Origin of the sequence: Paraburkholderia sp. Ac-20336 (genome assembly GCF_017105025.1) — a bacterium.
Taxonomy (GTDB): Bacteria; Pseudomonadota; Gammaproteobacteria; order Burkholderiales; family Burkholderiaceae; genus Paraburkholderia.
The window spans coordinates 1-14,995 of sequence record NZ_JAAGPS010000103.1; the positions used below are offsets into that span (position 1 = coordinate 1).

Genomic DNA, 14,995 nt, shown 5'->3' on the forward strand with positions numbered 1-14,995 from the left:
TATCGCGCAGGAGCAGCGGCAGCAAGCCGTAATCGGCGGTGGAAACGAACGCGAGCGACAGCACGCCCGCCTCGCCGCGCGCGAGGCTCTGCGCGAGCGGGCGCAGCCCCTCGGCCGCCGCAAGCAGGCGCTGCACCTCGGGCAGGAGGTCGGCGCCGACCGCCGTCAGTTCGACCGAGCGCTTGGTGCGCGCGAACAGCTCGACGCCGAGCGTCTCCTTGAGCGCACGGATCGCCTGCGAGAGCGGCGGCTGCGTCATCGACAGACGCGCGGCCGCGCGGCCGAAGTGCTTTTCCTCGGCCACGGCGACGAAGTAGCGCAACTGGCGCAGATCGGGAATCGTCGGCAGCATGATGAAGACCCGGATTAATATGTTTTACGACCTGAACACGCGCAAATAATACACGCGACGCATGATACGCAAAACCGCCTGTCTGCCCGGCGCGGCGGCACTACACTGAACGGATGTGCCGGCGCGCCCGCTGGCGCATGCCCCGGCGGCTGCCCCCGGGCGGGGCGCGAGCCGCGCCGGCGCCCCGCCCTCGCGGCCCGGATCACGAACAGAACAGACAGACTGGAGCGTCCCCATGGCATACAACCGTCGTTCGAAAAACATCACGCAAGGTGTAGCGCGCTCGCCGAATCGCTCGATGTACTACGCGCTCGGCTACCAGAAAGAGGACTTTGACAAGCCGATGATCGGCGTCGCCAACGGCCACTCGACCATCACGCCGTGCAACGCCGGCCTGCAGCGTCTCGCCGACGCGGCCGTGGCCGCGATCAAACTGGCCGACGCGAACCCGCAGACTTTCGGCACGCCGACGATCTCGGACGGCATGTCGATGGGCACCGAGGGCATGAAGTACTCGCTCGTGTCGCGCGAGGTGATCGCCGATTGCATCGAGACCTGCGTGCAGGGGCAATGGATGGACGGCGTGGTCGTGATCGGCGGCTGCGACAAGAACATGCCGGGCGGCATGATCGGCCTCGCGCGCATGAACGTGCCGGGCATCTACGTGTACGGCGGCACGATCCGCCCCGGCAACTGGAAAGGCACCGATCTGACGATCGTGTCGTCGTTCGAGGCGGTCGGCGAATTCACGGCGGGCCGCATGTCGCAGGAAGACTTCGACGGCATCGAGAAAAACGCGTGCCCGTCGACCGGTTCGTGCGGCGGCATGTACACGGCCAACACGATGAGCTCGTCGTTCGAGGCGCTCGGCATGTCGCTGATGTATTCGTCGACGATGGCGAACCCCGACGAGGAAAAGGTCGACTCGGCCGCCGAGTCGGCGCGCGTGCTCGTCGAAGCGGTCAAGCGGGATCTGAAGCCGCGCGACATCATCACGAAGCAGTCGATCGAAAACGCGGTCGCGCTCATCATGGCGACCGGCGGCTCGACCAACGCGGTGCTGCACTACCTCGCGATCGCGCACGCAGCCGAGGTCGAATGGACGATCGAAGATTTCGAGCGCATGCGCAAGAAAGTGCCGGTGATCTGCAACCTGAAGCCGTCGGGCCAGTATGTGGCGACCGACCTGCACAAGGCCGGCGGCATCCCGCAGGTGCTGAAGATCCTGCTCGACGCGGGCCTGCTGCACGGCGACTGCATCACGATCACCGGCAGGACGATCGCCGAGGAACTGAAGGACGTGCCGGCCAAACCGCGCGGCGATCAGCGGGTGATCTTCCCGATCGACCAGGCGCTCTACGCCGAGGGCCACCTCGCGATCCTCAAGGGCAATCTGGCCGAAGACGGCGCAGTCGCCAAGATCACGGGCTTGAAGAATCCGGTCATCACGGGCCCGGCGCGCGTGTTCGACGACGAGCAAAGCGCGCTCGAAGCGATCCTCGCGGACAGGATCGTCGCCGGCGACGTCGTGGTGCTGCGCTACCTCGGCCCGAAGGGCGGCCCCGGCATGCCGGAGATGCTCGCGCCGACCTCGGCGATCATCGGCAAGGGGCTCGGCGAATCGGTCGGGCTCATCACCGACGGCCGCTTCTCGGGCGGCACGTGGGGCATGGTAGTCGGGCACGTTGCGCCAGAAGCGTTCGTCGGCGGCACGATCGCGCTCGTGCAGGAAGGCGATTCGATCACGATCGACGCACACCAGCTGCTGCTGCAACTGAACATCGACGACGCCGAACTGGCGCGCCGCCGCGCCGCGTGGCAGGCGCCGAAGCCGCGCTACACACGCGGCGTGATGGCGAAGTATTTCGCGCTGGCACAGCCGGCGAATCGCGGTGCGGTGACGGGGTGACGGAGTAACGATGGCCGCGCGTTGCTGAGCGGCCGCGCGCGTGAGCACGTATAAGTGCGTATGAAGGGCGTAATTCGACGCCCAAGCCACGCGCTGCCGCCCGCTTCGCCATGCCGCACACGACAGGCCCGGCCCGCCGCCGCACGGCGCAAAAAATGCCAAGGGGCGCACGGAAAATCGTGTGCCCCTTGCTCTTATAATGCGTGCACCACAAGCCGGGCATCCGAACCGGCGGAGACCACCATGAAATCAATGTCGTATGCAGCCGTAGCAGCCGCTGTTGCGCTCGCCGTCACATTGAGCAGCGCCAGTCCGGCCGCGCATGCCGAAGCTGCGACGGGCCTCGCGCTGGCCCAACAGCAGAACTGCATGAGCTGTCACTCGGTCACGCGCACCTTCATGGGCCCGGCGCTGCGCGACGTCGCGGCAAAGTATGCGGAACGCGCCGACGCGGCGACCTATCTGAAGCACAAGATTCTCGACGGCAGCACCGGCATATGGGGACCCGTGCCGATGCCCGCGAACACCCAGCTCACGCCCGATCAGGCCGCCGCGCTCGCGACCTGGGTGCTGACGCTCAAAGATGAGCCGCCGCTCAAGCCGGCACCTCATTCGACGCCATGAACGAAACATGCCCGCTATGCGTGGCGCCTGATCTGAATACGGCGCACTATCGCCTCACGCCATCGCAATAGACGTGACGCCGTAGCCTCACGCGCGGCCCGAGCGCCGCGCCAGCTCCTCTTGCACCGCCTCGCGTACCCAGCCGGTCATTTCGGCTTCGAGCGTCCGCGCGACTTCGCGCGTGATCTGAGTGACGAGCAGACTCGCGTGCTGCTGCAACGCATCGCGGCAACGCGCCTCGATCACGCTGCGCCCCTCTCCCGACAGAAAGCCCGCGAAGCGTCCGCGCAGACGCTCGGCGATCAGATCGGCATCGGGTTGCGAAGACTGTGCGGCGGCTTCGTGCCCGAGATCCGGCGGCACGGTCGCGCCGGCCTCGGCAGGCGGCAACGGCTCGACGCGGTCGAACACGCCCGGCGCCGCGGATTCAGACGCCGGCTCGACGGCCGGCGCCTCGTGCGGCCGCGGCGCGCGGCCCGGCATCAGTATTTCGTGCAGGACCGGAATCGAATTGTCGTTGGGATCGGACACGTGCACTCTCCGCGTTGAACGCCCGGGAAGCGACGCGCGCCATGCGCGCGAAGCGGACGGAATGAAACCTAGCTGCCTTGCTTGTAGTTGTTCAAAGCATAGCCGCGATCGCGATAGAAACGATAGCGTTCGCGGCCGGCAACGAGTTCGTCGTGTGCGTTACCGACCACTTCGAGCAATCTTTCGAAGCGCGCGAACTGGGCAGGCACCGTCGCGCCGAGATTGAGCAGCACCTGGTGATGCGGCGCGTCGTCGAGATTCGCGGCCAGCACGACAGGCGTCTGGGCCGCAAGCGGCGTGCCCGCCATGCAGTGCGGCACGAAGTCGAGCGGCGAGAACGTCCAGAGCTTTTCGTCGAAGGCCCGCAGGCGCGCGGGCTCGGCCAGCACCACGAGCGGCTGGCCGGCCAGATACGCCTTGCGCACGAGCCGGCATGCGTACAGCAGCGAATCGCCGACGTTCGAGTGAAAGTCGATTCTCGTCATCGGCCGCTCCGCCCTGCTCGCGGCGCGGCCGCCGTGCGCTTGCCGCAATGCGTCATTGCGCGGCGCGGTCGATCAGGAACTGCGCGAGCAGCGGCACCGGACGGCCCGTTGCGCCCTTCGCCGCGCCGCTCTTCCACGCAGTGCCCGCGATGTCGAGATGCGCCCATGGATAGGCGTCGGTGAAGCGCGACAGGAAGCACGCGGCCGTCACGCTGCCGGCCGGACGTCCGCCGATGTTCGCGACGTCGGCGAAATTCGACTTCAGCTGGTCCTGATACTCGTCGTCGAGCGGCAGGCGCCATGCCGGGTCGGAGGCTTCGCGCGAGGCGTCGAGCAGTTCACCCGCGAGCGCGTCGTCCTTCGAGAACAGGCCGCTGTTGTGATGGCCGAGCGCGATGATGCAGGCGCCCGTCAGCGTGGCGATGTCGATCACGGCGGCCGGCTTGAAGCGCTCGGCGTAGGTGAGCGCGTCGCACAGGATCAGGCGGCCCTCGGCGTCGGTGTTGAGCACCTCGATCGTGAGGCCCTTCATGCTCGTGACGATGTCGCCCGGCTTGGTGGCCGTGCCCGACGGCATGTTCTCGACGGCCGGGATAATGCCGACCACGTTGATCTTCAGGCCCATCTCGGCGACCGCGCGCAGCGTGCCCAATACCGAGCCCGCGCCGCACATGTCGTACTTCATCTCGTCCATGCCCTCGCCCGGCTTCAGCGAGATGCCGCCCGTGTCGAACGTGACGCCCTTGCCGACCAGCACCACCGGCGCGGCCTTGGCGCCGCCGCCCTGGTACTGCAGCACGATGAACTGTGCCGGTTCGACCGCGCCCGCCGTGACCGACAGGAACGAGCCCATCTTGAGCGCCTCGCACTGCTTCTCGCCGAGCACTTCGACCTTCAGCTTCCAGTCTTTCGCGAGCTTCTTCGCGGTGTTGGCGAGATAGGTCGGCGTGCAGACGTTGCTCGGCAGATTGCCGAGGTCGCGCGTGAGGTCCATGCCGTTGGCGAGCGCGGCGCCCTGCTTCGCGGCAAGCTTGGTGGCCTTCTCGTCGCCGGTAGCGACGCTGAAGACGATGCGTTTCAGCGCGCGCGGCGTGTTGTCCGGCTTGCTCTTCATCTGCGTGAAGCGGTAGGTCAGCTCGCGCAGCGCGAGGATCGCGGCGCGCACGCACCAGTCGGACGTGCGTTCGAGCACCGGCAGTTGTGCGAGCGTGAACGTGACCTGCACGATCTTCGTGCCGAGCAGTGCGCGCCACGCGGCGCGCACGGCTTCGCCGTAGGCCTTCTGGCCGAAAGCGTCCTGCTTGCCGAGGCCGACGAGCAGGACACGCGAGGCGCCGATGCCCGATACTTCGTGCAGGAACAGCGTCGTGCCCGCCTTGCCGTCCATGTCGCCGGCCTTGATGATGCGCGTCAGCAGGCCCCGCGTGGCTTCATCGATCTCAAGCGCAGCGCCCGAGAGCGTTTGCGACTCGAACACGCCGATTACGATGCAGTCGGATTTCCCGGTCAGGAAACCGTTTGACGAGCCTTTGGTCCAATCACAGGCTTTTATGCTAAAGTCCATCGCGCTTGTCCTCGGATAAAATCTGGGCTTAGGATGAAAGCCGCAATTATCCGCTATTTTTCCCGCGGCGGCTGCACCGGAGGCGTGACGGAACGAACCCGCGCGTTGCCGTGAGCGCCCCCTCTCGTCATCACTAATGATCTTCGAACGCTCCCTTCAGCGCGAACTCGCGTACACGGCGGGTGCCGTGTTCATGGTTCTCCTCACGCTCGTGCTGACGACGATGATGATCCGCATCGTCGGCTTCGCGGCGTCGGGCGAGATCGACCCGCGCGACGTGCTGGTCCTGATCGGCCTCACCGTGATCGGCTATCTGGCCATCATGCTCGTCGCCACGCTGTTCGTCTCGATCCTGTTCGTGCTCACGCGCTGGTACAAGGACTCCGAGATGGTCGTGTGGCTGTCCTCGGGCGTGAGCCTCACGCAGTTCATCAAGCCGATCGGCCTGTTCGCCACGCCGATCATCATTCTCATCATGTTCTTCGTGTTCGTCGGCTGGCCGTGGTCGAACCAGCAGAGCAAGCTGATCCGCGCGCGCTTCCAGCAGCGCGACGAAGTCTCGCTGCTCGCGCCGGGCCAGTTCCGCGAATCGCCGACCACGCACCGCGTGTTCTTCATCGAGAAGATGTCGCCCGACCAGGGTCATGTCGAAAACGTGTTCGTGACAAGCACCGAAGGCGGCAAGGTCAACGTGGTGGTGTCGAAGAACGGCCACGTCGAGACGCACAAGAACGGCGACCGCTTCGTCGTGCTCGAAAACGGCCGCCGCTACGACGGCGAGCCGGGCCACCCCGATTTCCGCATCATGGAGTTCGAGCGCTACGGCGTGAAGATCCAGAGCCAGCCGGTCGTCAATACGCCGACCACCACCGGCTTGCCGACGCTTACGCTGCTGCGCAATCCGAGCAACGACAACCTCGCCGAATTCGCATGGCGCGCGGGGCTGCCGCTGATCGCGATCAACCTGATGCTGCTCGCGATCCCTCTCGCGCACCAGAACCCGCGGCGCAGCCGCACGATCAACCTCGTGATGGCCGTGCTGATCTATCTCACGTACTCGAATCTGCTGAACGTGGTGCAGTCGTGGATCGAGCAGGGCAAGATGTCGTTCGGCGTGGGACTCGTGATCCTGCATGTCATCGTAGCGGCAATCGTCGCGTTCATCTTCTGGCTGCGCGTGCGCAACCGGCCGCTCTTCACGTGGGCGATGTTCAGCCGTTCGAAGGGAGCCTGACCGATGCGCATCTATGAACGGTATTTCGCGCGTCAGATCTATCTCACGTTCGTCTTCATCCTGTTTGCGTTTTCGGGTCTGTTCTTCTTTTTCGACCTGATCAACGAACTGAATTCGGTCGGCCACGGCAACTACAAATTCCAGTACGCGGTGCTGCGCGTCGCGCTGCAAACGCCGTCGCGCTTCTACGAAATCATTCCGGTCGCGGCGCTGATCAGCGCGATCTACGTGTTCGCGCAGATGGCCGCGAATTCCGAATACACGATCTTCCGCGTGTCGGGTCTCGCGACCAACCGGGCGCTGCGCTCGCTGCTGAAGATCGGCATTCCGCTCGTGATCGTCACCTATCTGATCGGCGAAGTGGTCGGCCCGTACACGGATCAGCTCTCCGAGCGCGTGCGGCTCGAAGCGCTCGGCTCCTCGGTGTCGAGCAACTTCCAGTCGGGCGTGTGGGTCAAGGACACGCTCACCGAGCGCGCCGACGGCGATCAGGTCACGCGCTTCGTCAACGTCGGCGAGCTGATGCCCGACGCGACGATCAGCAACGTGCGCATCTACGAGTTCGATTCGAAGTTCCGGCTCTCGAACGTGCGTATCGCGCAAAGCGGCCGCTATCAGCCGCCCGGCCACTGGCTGCTGACCGGCGTGACCGACACGCAGTTGATCGACGTGCCGCCCGCGCCGGGCACGCCGGCCGATGCGCTCAATCCGGTCTATCGCGCGAACCAGGTCTCGCTGCCCGAGTACTCGCTGCGCTCGGAGCTGACGCCGCAGATTCTGTCGGTGCTGCTGGTGTCGCCCGACCGCATGTCGATGTTCAATCTGTTCCGTTATATCCAGCATCTGACCGAGAATCATCAGGACACGCAACGTTATGAAATCGCGCTGTGGCGCAAGATTCTGTACCCGTTCGCGGTGTTCGTGATGCTCGTGCTGTCGCTGCCGTTCGCGTATCTGCATACGCGCGCCGGCGTGGTCGGCGTGAAGGTGTTCGGCGGCATCATGCTCGGCATGAGCTTCCAGTTGTTCAACACGCTGTTCTCGCATATCGGCACGCTCAATACGTGGCCCGCGCCGCTCACGGCGGCGACGCCGGGGCTCGTGTACCTCGTGCTCGGCCTCGTCGGCCTGAAGTGGGTCGACCGGCACTAGTGCCGGTGCGGCCGGTGCGCTGAGAGACATCGTCGGGAGTCGACGCGATGGCGATGCATGGATTGATTCTGTTTGGCCACGGCGCGCGCGATGCGCGCTGGCGCGAGCCGTTCGAACGGCTCGCCGGCAAGCTGCGCGCGGCGCGTGCCGCAACGGGCGGCGCACAGGCCGTCACGCTCGCGTTTCTGGAATTGATGGAGCCCGATCTGCCGACGGCGGTGACGCAACTCGTCGGCGAGGGGTGCGACGCGATCACGGTCGTGCCGGTGTTCTTCGGCCAGGGCGGCCACGTCAGACAGGACCTGCCCGCGCTGATCGACCGGTGCCGCGCCGCTCATCCGGCCGTCGAGATTCGCTGCGCGGTCGCGGTCGGCGAGGATGAAGCGGTACTGGATGCGCTCGCGCAGTACTGTTTGCAACAGATTTGAGGCTCGCCCGGCAGCGTGCGCTGCGCTGGCGTAGATGGGCCTGACTCGGGGCCATGATTCGGGCCCATGACGCGAGCCTGATCTGAACCTGGCCAGAAAATGAAATCGGCCGACGCATCACGCGACGGCCGACCGGAAAAACCTCGCAGCGAAGACCGAAAACCTCAGGCGGCGACCCGAATACCCTTAGCAGACTGCCCCGCATCGGTTTGCCGCTCCCGCTCCGCGAACGCCTCGCCGATCATCAGCAGACTCGGCTGCGAAGCATCGACCCAGCGCTGCGCGTCACCGGCGGCCAACTCCTCGAGAGTCAGCGTCAGCATGCGCTCGCGCGGCGTGCTGCATGCTTCGACGATCGCAACCGGCGTCGTCGCCGGCTTGCCTGCATCGATCAACTGCTGCGCGATCTCGACGCCGCTGTCGCGCCCCATGTAGAACACGAGCGAATCGGCATTGACCTGCTCGCGGATTTCCTCGGAGCCCGGCGCGCGGCTGAACGTCGCCAGCGCGACGCTGCGCGATACGCCGCGCAAGGTCAGCGAGCGTTGCAGCGATGCCGCGCTCGCGAGCGCGGCGGTAATGCCCGGCACCACTTCATACTCGATGCCGGCCGCTTCAAGCGCGCGCATTTCCTCGTCCGCGCGGCCGAACAGCATCGGATCGCCGCCCTTCAGACGCACGACCACGTCGTGCTCCAAAGCCGCGTCGACGATCTGCTTGTTGATGAACTGCTGGGCCGTCGAGAGCTGTCCGCAGCGCTTGCCGACCGCAATGCGCTTCGCGCTGGCGGGTGCGTAGTCGAACATCGCCGGCTCGACGAGCGCGTCGTGCAGCACCACGTCGGCGGTGCCGAGCAGCCGCGCGCCGCGCACCGTAATCAGGTCCGCGGCACCGGGTCCCGCGCCGATCAGATAAACCTTACCCATGGACATCAACCTGTTCGTTGCAGCGTAGGCAGGCGGCGCCGTGCACCGCCCGCGTAGCCCTTTTGCGTCGCTCCTGCCGCGTCATCGCGCATATCGCGCGTTCAGGCGTCTCGCTCAGGCCGAAAATGCCCGGATCATACCAGCCGCGACGGTATGGTTCGTCGCTTCGTCGATCAGCACGAACGCGCCCGTGCCTTGATGCGAATCGTACGCGTCGCACACGAGCGGCTTCTGCAAGGTCAGTGCGACACGGCCGATGTCGTTCATCGCGAGTTCCTTGCGATCGATGGCTTGCGACAGCGTATGCACGTCGAGCACTTCCTGGATCGCGCCGATCTTCGCGAACACCGTGTTGGTGGTTTGCTTGAGCAGATACTTGCGCTGCGTCGAGAGCGGCGTGTCGTCGAACCAGCAAAGGTCCGCTTCGAGCTTCTTCGCCGGCTCCGGCGCCGCTGCGCGCAGCACGAAGGTATCGCCGCGCGACACGTCGACGTCTTCCGCGAGACGGATCGTGACCGTTTGACCCGCGAACGCGCGATCCACCTGCGCGGTGCCGCCGACCACCGGCGCGATGATCTCGGCCACGGTCGCTTCGCGATTGGCCGGCAGCACGACGATCGTGTCGCCGAGCTTCACTTCGCCCGATTCGATACGGCCCATGTAGCCGCGGAAATCGTCGGCCTGGCTGCCGTCCTGGCGCGCGACCCACTGCACCGGGAAGCGCAGCGCCTCGCCGCTCGCGGTTTCGACCGGCAGCGCTTCGAGCACGTCGAGCAGCGGCTCGCCCGCGTACCACGGCATGCGCTCGCTTGCCGTGACGATGTTGTCGCCCTTCAGCGCCGACACCGGCACGAAGCGCACGTCTTCGAGACCGAGGTGGCGCGCGAGTTCGACGTAGGCGTCGCGAATCTCGTTGAAGCGCGCTTCGCTGTAGTCGACGAGGTCCATCTTGTTGATCGCGACGATCGCGTGCTGCAGGCCGAGCAGCTTGACGATCGCGCTATGGCGCTTGGTTTGCGGCAGCAGTTGCGCAACGCCGTTCTCGAACGTGACGCGCGTCGCGTCGACGAGGATGATCGCCGCGTGCGCGGTCGAGGCACCCGTCACCATGTTGCGCGTGTACTGCTCGTGGCCCGGCGTATCGGCGATGATGAACTTGCGCTTGGCGGTCGCGAAGTAGCGGTACGCGACGTCGATCGTGATGCCCTGCTCGCGTTCGGCTTCGAGGCCGTCGGTCAGGAGCGACAGATCGATTTCGTCGCCCACGGTGCGCTTGTTTTTCGCGCGCGACAGCGCCGAAAGCTGGTCGCTCAAGACCGCCTTGCTGTCGTACAGCAGGCGGCCGATCAGCGTGCTCTTGCCGTCGTCGACGCTGCCCGCGGTGATGAAACGCAGCACGCCGAGGTCTTCTGGTTGATGAATACTGCTCATGATTTTCCTTGTCCCTCTGTCGACCGGAGTTTGCGCTTTAGCGCGCTACGCCGGTCCCATGTGTGCTTAGAAATAACCCTGCTTCTTGCGCTGTTCCATCGCGGCTTCCGACACCTGATCGTCCATCCGCGTCGCGCCGCGCTCCGTGATTTCGGTCACGGCCGTCTCGGCGATGATCTTCTCGATATCGTCCGCATCGCTTTCGACCGGGCACGTGCAGCTGATGTCGCCCACGGTACGGAAGCGCACGAGCGCCTGTTCGCTGGTCTCGCCCTCGCGCATCGGCGTGAGCGGCGTGACCGGCACGAGCAGGCCGTTGCGGCGCACGATCTCGCGCTGGTGCGCGTAGTAGATCGACGGCAGTTCGAGCTGTTCGCGCGCGATGTACTGCCACACGTCGAGTTCGGTCCAGTTCGAGATCGGGAACACGCGCAGGTGTTCGCCGTTGTGCAGACGCGCGTTGTAGAGGCTCCACAGTTCCGGGCGCTGCGCCTTCGGGTCCCACTGGCCGAATTCGTCGCGGAACGAGAAGATGCGCTCTTTCGCGCGGGCCTTTTCTTCGTCGCGGCGCGCGCCGCCGATCATCGCGGTATAGCCGTATTGCTCGATCGTTTCGAGCAGCGTGACCGCCTGCGCGGCGTTGCGCGAATCCGTTTCGCGGCGCAGACGCACGGTGCCGCGCTTGATCGAATCTTCGACATGGCCGACCACGAGTTCGGCGCCGATTTCCTGTGCGCGGCGATCGCGGAAGTCGATCACTTCGTCGTAGTTGTGTCCCGTGTCGATATGCACGAGCGGGAACGGCAACTGCGTCTTGCGGTTCGCACCGAGGCCAAAGGCCTTCAGGGCGAGCGCGAGCACCACGACGGAATCCTTGCCGCCCGAAAACAGCAGCGCCGGCTTGCTGCATTCGGCGACCAGTTCGCGCAGGATGTGGATCGACTCGGCTTCGAGCCAATCGAGGTGATCCATACGGTTCGCCGTGTTGATAAGCGGAGCGTTCACAGTGGAATCGAGCGTGGTGCTCATGTTGGGTCCTTCGTTGATTGGCCCGGCGAGCGGTCGCCCGCCCGAGCACAAGTATTCAGTTCGATTGATGCGGCGCTCGGACCGGGAGCCAGGCTCCCAGTGTAGCGAGATATCAGGCCGATGCGTTTTCGCTCGGCTCGACCGCGATCGGCGTAATCGCCGTGATGTGCAAGCCGCATTCCTTCGTGTCGCGCGACTCCCACCACCAGCGCCCCGCCCGGCTGTCCTCGCCGGGGCGGATCGCGCGCGTACAGGGCTCGCAGCCGATGCTCGGATACCCGCGCGCGTGCAGCGGATTGACCGGCACGTCGAACGCCTTCAGGTAATCCCACACTTCGGCCTCGCTCCAGTCCGCGAGCGGATTGAACTTGGCGATGCCGCGCGCGCCGTCGTGCTCTTCCTCGTGCAGCTCGGCCCGCGTGACCGACTGCTCGCGGCGCTGCCCGGTCACCCAGGCGCTGACGTCGGCGAGCGCGCGATTGAGCGGCTCGACCTTGCGGATCTCGCAGCAGCGCTTGCGCAGCTCGACGCTTTCGTAAAACGCGTTCAGGCCGTGCTCGCTCGCGTACTGCTCGACCGCGGCCACCTGCGGATGAAACTGCTCGATGTCGTAGCCGTAGCGCTCTTTCACGCGCTCGAGCATGCCGAGCGTTTCCGCGTGCAGACGGCCCGTGTTCAGCGAGAAGATGCCGATCTTCACGCCGCGCGAGAGGATCGCGTGCGTGAGCAGCATGTCTTCGGCCGCGAGGCTGCTCGCGAGCTTCACGTTGGCGTGACGCGCGGCGATCGAATCGAGCAGCGCGTCGAGACGCTCGACCTTCGCGGCAAGTTCCGGGCCCAGCGTTTGCGCAGTGTTCATGCCGGCACCTTGCCGGCGCCGGCCTGCGCCGCGCGGCGGCGGAACAGCGGCGACGGGTTATCGACGGCGCCCTGGTACTGCACGCTGAATTCGTCGAACGCCTTCAGCGCGTCGTCGAAGTCCTTGTCGGCGCGCAGCGCGTAGGCGTCGAAGCCACAGCGGAACATGAACGTGAGCTGGTCGCGCAGCACGTCGCCGATCGCGCGCAGCTCGCCCTGGTAGCCATAGCGCTCGCGCAGCAGGCGGCCGATGCTGTAGCCGCGGCCGTCGCGGAACACCGGGAAATCCACGGCGATCAATGCCAGCTTGTCGAAGTCGCCGACGATATCCGCCGGTTCGCTGTCCGGCGCGAGCCACACGCCGAGTTCCGTCGTGCCGCGCGCGGCGACGAGCGCGTCGCGCCCGGCCTGCCACAGCGCCAGCGGCACGATCACCTTGCCGGCCGGCAGTTCGCTCGCCGCCGGCAAAGCGCCGTCTTCCGCGGGGCGCACGACCGTCCAGTCGTCGTTGACGATCGCGCGGTTCTTGATGATAGAAGCCATCTGTTCAGTATCCTTTCGCGGTTACGCGTGAGCCGGTTGACGCGCGGCGTACACGCGCTCCTTGAACGGGGTGATGCCGATACGGTTGTAGGTATCGATGAAACGCTCGCCTTCCTGGCGGTTTTCCACGAAGGTGTCGATCACCTTTGTCATCACGTCCGGCATTTCCTCAGCCGAGAACGACGGGCCGATCACGCGGCCGAGGTGAGCGCCGGTCGCGCCCGTGCCCTGCTCGCCGCCGAGCGTCACCTGGTACCACTCCGAGCCGTCCTTGTCGACGCCCAGAATGCCGATGTTGCCGACGTGGTGATGCCCGCACGCGTTGATGCAGCCCGAGATGTTCAGCGACACGTCGCCGAGGTCGTACACGTAGTCGAGATCGCTGAAGCGTTCCTGGATCGCGAGCGCGATCGGGATCGACTTCGCATTCGCGAGCGAGCAGAAGTCGCCGCCCGGGCACGCGATGATGTCGGTCAAGAGACCGACGTTCGGCGTCGCGAAGCCTTGCGCCTTGGCCTTTTCCCAGACCGCGAACAGGTCGCGTTTCTTGACGTCGGCGAGAATCAGGTTCTGTTCGTGCGACACGCGAATCTTGCCGAACGAGTATTCGTCGGCCCAATCGGCGACCGCTTCCATCTGCGCGTCGGTCGCGTCGCCCGGGGCGATCGTGGTCGGCTTCAGCGACAGCGTCACCGAGGCGTAGCCCGCCACCTTGTGCGGACGCACGTTACGCTCGACCCAGCGCGCGAACGCGCGGTTTTCGAGCAGATGCTTCTCGAACGATGCGTCGGTGTCGGCCAGCTTCTCGTAGGCGGGCGGTACGAAGTATTGCGCCACGCGATCCACTTCGACCTGCGTCAGCGTCGACGGACCGTCCTTCAGGTGCTGCCATTCTTCCTCGACCTGCGCCGAGAATTTCTCCGGCGAGAGCGCCTTCACGAGAATCTTGATGCGCGCCTTGTACATGTTGTCGCGGCGGCCGTAGCGGTTGTAGACGCGCAGCACGGCTTCGCAGTAGGTCAGCAGATGCTGCCACGGCAGGTCGCGGCGGATGATCGCGCCGACGATCGGCGTACGGCCCAGGCCGCCACCGGCCAGAATATCGGCCACCACGTCGCCCTGCTCGTTCTTGCGCAGATACACGCCCATGTCGTGAATCTGCACGGCCGCGCGGTCTTCCTTCGAACCCGACACGGCGATCTTGAACTTGCGCGGCAGCCACGCGAATTCGGGGTGGAACGTCGACCATTGACGCAGGATTTCGGCCCACGGACGCGGGTCGATCACTTCGTCGGGCGCGACGCCGGCGAATTGATCGGCGGTGATGTTGCGAATGCAGTTGCCCGAGGTCTGGATGCCGTGCATCTGCACGCTGGCGAGCTTGCGCAGGATTTCCGGCGTTTCCTCGAGCTTGATCCAGTTGTACTGGATGTTCGAGCGCGTCGAGAAATGGCCGTAGCCGCGGTCGTGTTCGCGCGCGATCTGCGCGAGCACGCGCATCTGGTCGCTGCGCAGGTTGCCGTACGGAATCGCGATACGGTGCATGTACGCGTGGCGCTGGTAGTACAGGCCGTTCTGCAGGCGCAGCGGACGGAACTCCTCTTCGCTCAATTCGCCCGACAAGCGGCGGCGAACCTGATCGGCGTATTGCGCGACCCGTTCATCGACGATGGTCTGGTCGTACTGATCGTATTGGTACATTCGGGGACCCCAATTTTTCGAAACTTTGCGTGACACACGGCGGTCCGGTTTCCGCCGCGGCTCGAATACCGGTGTTTGTCAGCTGACGCAAGCAAGGGTTTAGACCCATCGCTTATTTGCTTATGACAAATACAGATATCCATATTGAAAAAGTTGGACAGATCGTAATAAACTCGCCTTATATTTCAAACGACTAAAAAATTCTTTTTATATGCGCAGAGGTTATAT

At 65.2% G+C, this 14,995-nt stretch carries 14 protein-coding genes and 1 pseudogene; 5 read left to right on the forward strand and 10 right to left on the reverse strand.

Features of this window, described 5'->3' with window-relative positions; all coding sequences use genetic code 11:
- The coding region (locus GXB81_RS23445; protein ID WP_205990455.1) for a LysR family transcriptional regulator at positions 1-352 on the reverse strand (352 nt) is incomplete at its 3' end.
- Positions 353-587: 235 nt separating this feature from the next.
- On the opposite strand from GXB81_RS23445, the gene ilvD reads away from it, so the two are divergent.
- A complete protein-coding gene (gene ilvD / locus GXB81_RS23450) occupies positions 588-2,261 on the forward strand; it encodes a dihydroxy-acid dehydratase (protein WP_205990456.1) in 1,674 nt (557 codons plus the stop codon).
- A gap of 243 nt (positions 2,262-2,504) precedes the next feature.
- Positions 2,505-2,885, forward strand: coding sequence for a c-type cytochrome (locus tag GXB81_RS23455; protein ID WP_167036542.1), 381 nt, complete (start codon positions 2,505-2,507; stop codon positions 2,883-2,885).
- A gap of 87 nt (positions 2,886-2,972) precedes the next feature.
- Here the strand turns inward: GXB81_RS23455 and GXB81_RS23460 are convergent.
- The 3 genes and pseudogenes from GXB81_RS23460 to GXB81_RS23470 form a co-directional block, all read right to left on the reverse strand.
- A pseudogene (locus GXB81_RS23460) lies at positions 2,973-3,311 on the reverse strand (DUF2486 family protein); the annotation flags it as partial.
- Positions 3,312-3,484: 173 nt separating this feature from the next.
- The gene (locus GXB81_RS23465) at positions 3,485-3,901 is read right to left on the reverse strand and encodes a DNA polymerase III subunit chi (protein WP_167036539.1); all 417 of its coding nucleotides are present in this window, start codon (positions 3,899-3,901) and stop codon (positions 3,485-3,487) included.
- Positions 3,902-3,953: 52 nt separating this feature from the next.
- Positions 3,954-5,465: a leucyl aminopeptidase gene (locus tag GXB81_RS23470; protein ID WP_167036537.1), complete on the reverse strand. Its 1,512-nt coding sequence runs from the start codon at positions 5,463-5,465 to the stop codon at positions 3,954-3,956.
- 136 nt (positions 5,466-5,601) lie between these two features.
- On the opposite strand from GXB81_RS23470, the gene lptF reads away from it, so the two are divergent.
- Genes lptF through GXB81_RS23485 form a run of 3 tightly spaced genes read left to right on the forward strand, consistent with a single transcriptional unit; the run spans position 5,602 to position 8,279 of the window.
- Positions 5,602-6,699 (forward strand): LPS export ABC transporter permease LptF, encoded by a 1,098-nt coding sequence (lptF, locus tag GXB81_RS23475; protein WP_167036534.1) that lies wholly within the window; start codon positions 5,602-5,604, stop codon positions 6,697-6,699.
- Between the two features lie 3 nt (positions 6,700-6,702).
- Entirely contained in the window at positions 6,703-7,851 is a 1,149-nt protein-coding gene (gene lptG / locus GXB81_RS23480; protein ID WP_205990457.1) for an LPS export ABC transporter permease LptG, read from the forward strand.
- 47 nt (positions 7,852-7,898) lie between these two features.
- Positions 7,899-8,279 (forward strand): CbiX/SirB N-terminal domain-containing protein, encoded by a 381-nt coding sequence (locus GXB81_RS23485; protein ID WP_167282069.1) that lies wholly within the window; start codon positions 7,899-7,901, stop codon positions 8,277-8,279.
- 164 nt (positions 8,280-8,443) lie between these two features.
- Here GXB81_RS23485 and cobA read toward each other — a convergent pair whose 3' ends face one another.
- The 6 genes from cobA to GXB81_RS23515 form a co-directional block, all read right to left on the reverse strand.
- On the reverse strand, positions 8,444-9,205 hold the full coding sequence (gene cobA / locus GXB81_RS23490) for a uroporphyrinogen-III C-methyltransferase (RefSeq protein ID WP_205990470.1): 762 nt from the start codon (positions 9,203-9,205) through the stop codon (positions 8,444-8,446).
- 114 nt (positions 9,206-9,319) lie between these two features.
- On the reverse strand, positions 9,320-10,636 hold the full coding sequence (locus GXB81_RS23495) for a GTP-binding protein (protein ID WP_167036525.1): 1,317 nt from the start codon (positions 10,634-10,636) through the stop codon (positions 9,320-9,322).
- 66 nt (positions 10,637-10,702) lie between these two features.
- A complete protein-coding gene (gene cysD / locus GXB81_RS23500) occupies positions 10,703-11,665 on the reverse strand; it encodes a sulfate adenylyltransferase subunit CysD (protein ID WP_205990458.1) in 963 nt (320 codons plus the stop codon).
- A gap of 112 nt (positions 11,666-11,777) precedes the next feature.
- A complete protein-coding gene (locus GXB81_RS23505; protein ID WP_205990459.1) occupies positions 11,778-12,524 on the reverse strand; it encodes a phosphoadenylyl-sulfate reductase in 747 nt (248 codons plus the stop codon).
- Positions 12,521-13,066, reverse strand: a complete 546-nt coding sequence (locus GXB81_RS23510) for a DUF934 domain-containing protein (protein ID WP_205990460.1) — start codon at positions 13,064-13,066, stop codon at positions 12,521-12,523. The genes GXB81_RS23505 and GXB81_RS23510 overlap by 4 nt, the downstream gene beginning before the upstream one ends.
- A 21-nt stretch (positions 13,067-13,087) precedes the next feature.
- Complete coding sequence (locus GXB81_RS23515) at positions 13,088-14,767, reverse strand: nitrite/sulfite reductase (protein WP_205990461.1); 1,680 nt, start codon at positions 14,765-14,767, stop codon at positions 13,088-13,090.
- Positions 14,768-14,995: the final 228 nt, after the last annotated feature.